The organism is Streptomyces albidochromogenes (assembly GCF_005981925.1).
Classification (GTDB): domain Bacteria; phylum Actinomycetota; class Actinomycetes; order Streptomycetales; family Streptomycetaceae; genus Streptomyces; species Streptomyces albidochromogenes.
Window position 1 is genome coordinate 1 of sequence record NZ_VBVX01000525.1, and the last position, 2433, is coordinate 2433.

A 2433-nucleotide genomic window follows, 5' to 3' on the forward strand; every position below is an offset into this window, starting at 1 on the left:
GTGCTGGTGGGCTTGGTGCTGGTGCTGGTGCTGGTGCCGGTGAGCTTGAGGGTGGTGCTGGTGCGCCCGAGGCCGAGCCGGCGGCGAAGGGCGTCGTCAGCGCCCCCGGGCCGGACGGCCCTGTCCGCACCACGCGGCGCTTCCCGCTGTTCACCCGGGACACCGCCCGGCCTGAGGGCGGCGGCCGCGCCGCCCCGGGCGACGCGGCGGCTCCGGTCCGGCAGTGGCCGTTCCTGGCGGTGCTCGGTACGACCGCGCTCGGGCTGCTGCTCGTGGCGGTCGACGCCTTCGGCATCGGCTTCCGGCTGGGCACATTGCTGATCGGCCTGGCGCTGATCTCCGGAGCCGTACTGCGCCGCTTTATCCCTTCGGTCGGCATGCTGGCCGTGCGCTCGCGCTTCACGGACATGGCGACGTACGGCGTGCTCGGTTTCGTGATCGTCATGCTCGCGCTGATGGCGCAGCCCGGGCCCTGGCTGGAGATCCCGCTGCTGGAGCAGGCGGTCCGCTTCACGGTGCGCTGAGCCGCGTTCGCGGCGCGAGGGCAGCGAGTTCGCGGCGCTAGGGCACCGCGTTCACGGCGTGCGCGAGCCTTGTCGCGGCGTGGGCTTTGAGCCGTTCTCACGGTGCGTCGCTCGGCCTGGCGTCCGTCGCCCGCCCTCTCCCCCGAGGAAGGGCGGGCGACGGCACGGCTTTCAGCGTCATGGACGCGCCAATTCCGATCAAGGGGTGTCGGGTCCCTGTGGCACGGAGGTGACCATTCCGCCACCACGTGATCACGCTGTGACAGAAGGGGCTACGGATCGCGCCGAGCCCTCGCGGTGGGACACTGTTCCGGGGATCGGGTAGGGGCGCGCAAGGGGCGCGCCAGACGCCCGAGTGCTCCCGTGCGCTCCTACCCCAGGAACTGACATCCTGGTTTCGCGCATCCCTCTTGTTGGTCCGGAACGCGGACCGCGAAAGGGCGCGTGGCAGGGGGACACGAGAGCACGGGGCACATCAGGCACGTACGGGGGGACAAGGGGGAAGCAATGCCTCGTTGGAAAGCTCTACCGGAGGATCTCGATCCGCAGGTCAAGGAGTTCGCCAGTCAGCTGCGTCGGCTGGTCGACCGCAGCGGACTCAGCGTCGCCGCCGTGGCGGACCGGACCGGGTACAGCAAGACGTCCTGGGAGCGCTATCTGAACGGGCGGCTGCTCGCGCCCAAGGGCGCGGTCCTCGCGCTCGCCGAGGTGACCGGTACGAACGCCGGACACCTGACCACCATGTGGGAGCTCGCGGAGCGTGCCTGGAGCCGTTCCGAGATGCGCCACGACATGACGATGGAAGCGATACGCATCTCGCAGGCGCGCGCCGCGCTGGGCGAGTTCGATCAGACCCCGGCGCCCGCCAAGGGCGGCCGGCCGGGCCGGCGCGCCACGACGGACCCGACCGGTCCGGGCGCGGTCGCCGGCGGCGGGTACGGCGGTACGGGGATGGGCCCGGGCGCGGGCTCCCTCGGTGCTGACTCCCTCGGTGTTGCCTCGGGTGCTGCCTCGGGTGCGGGTGCCGGTTCGCGTGGGGCGGGGCGTACGTCGACGGGCGTGCCGCAGGGCTACGCCGTACCCCCGCAGCAGAACGGCAGGGGAGCGGGGGCGGGGCCCGGCGCGGGCGGCGGCTTGGGTGCTGGTGCTGGCGCTGGCGCGGGCTCGGGCCTCCGTGCGGGTTCCGGTTCCGGTTCGGCCGTGGGTTCGCCGGACGGCCGGCGCAGGCGCCGGAAGGTCACCATGTTCCTCGCGGGCGTCGTGGGCGCGCTGCTGGTGATAGCCGCCGCCGTACTGCTGACCGACCTGGGCGGTACGGGCAAGGACCCCGTCGCGAAGGACAAGCCGACGGCCGAACCGTCCACTTCGGCCCCCGAGCTGCCCGCCGGCGTCAAGTGCAGCGGTGACGACTGCACGGGCGAGGACCCCGAGACCATGGGCTGCGGCGGCGAGTTCGCCAAGACGACGGCCAGCGCCACGGTGGGCACCGCCTTCGTCGAGGTCCGGTACAGCAAGACGTGCGGGGCGGCGTGGGCCCGTATCACGCAGGCCACGGTCGGCGACAAGGTGGAGATCGCCTCGGAGACGGCCGGCGGGGCAGGCGGAGCCGCTGAACCGAAGGCCCAGAACGGCCTGGTCGACGCCGACAAGGACGCGTACACCCCGATGGTGGCCGTCGGAAAGGCCGCCGACGCCAAGGCGTGCGCGACGCTCGCCTCGGGTGTGAAGGGCTGCGCCACTGCGCAGTAGTGGCCTGGTGCGGGGCGGGGCTGTGCGGCGCGGTGCCGTGAATGTCGCTTATACACATCTCCGAGCCCACGAGACTAGCGCTGAACTCGGATGCCGTCTTCTGGTTGAAAAAAAAGAAGAATAAGGGCAAAGAGTAGTAGGCGACGTAGGGAAGAGGCTT

Annotated in this window: 2 protein-coding genes; both read left to right on the forward strand. The window is 71.7% G+C overall.

What is annotated here, in order from left to right; translation table 11 throughout:
• The coding region (locus E2E34_RS33400; protein ID WP_138905581.1) for a DUF3017 domain-containing protein at window positions 1-524 on the forward strand (524 nt) is incomplete at its 5' end.
• Between the two features lie 507 nt (window positions 525-1031).
• On the forward strand, window positions 1032-2273 hold the full coding sequence (locus E2E34_RS33405) for an XRE family transcriptional regulator (RefSeq protein WP_138905582.1): 1242 nt from the start codon (window positions 1032-1034) through the stop codon (window positions 2271-2273).
• Window positions 2274-2433: the final 160 nt, after the last annotated feature.

Coding starts and splice junctions, on each gene's coding strand:
- E2E34_RS33405 (WP_138905582.1), top strand. CDS start 1,032: ATGCCTCGTTGGAAAGCTCTACCGGAGGATCTCGATCCGCAGGTCAAG.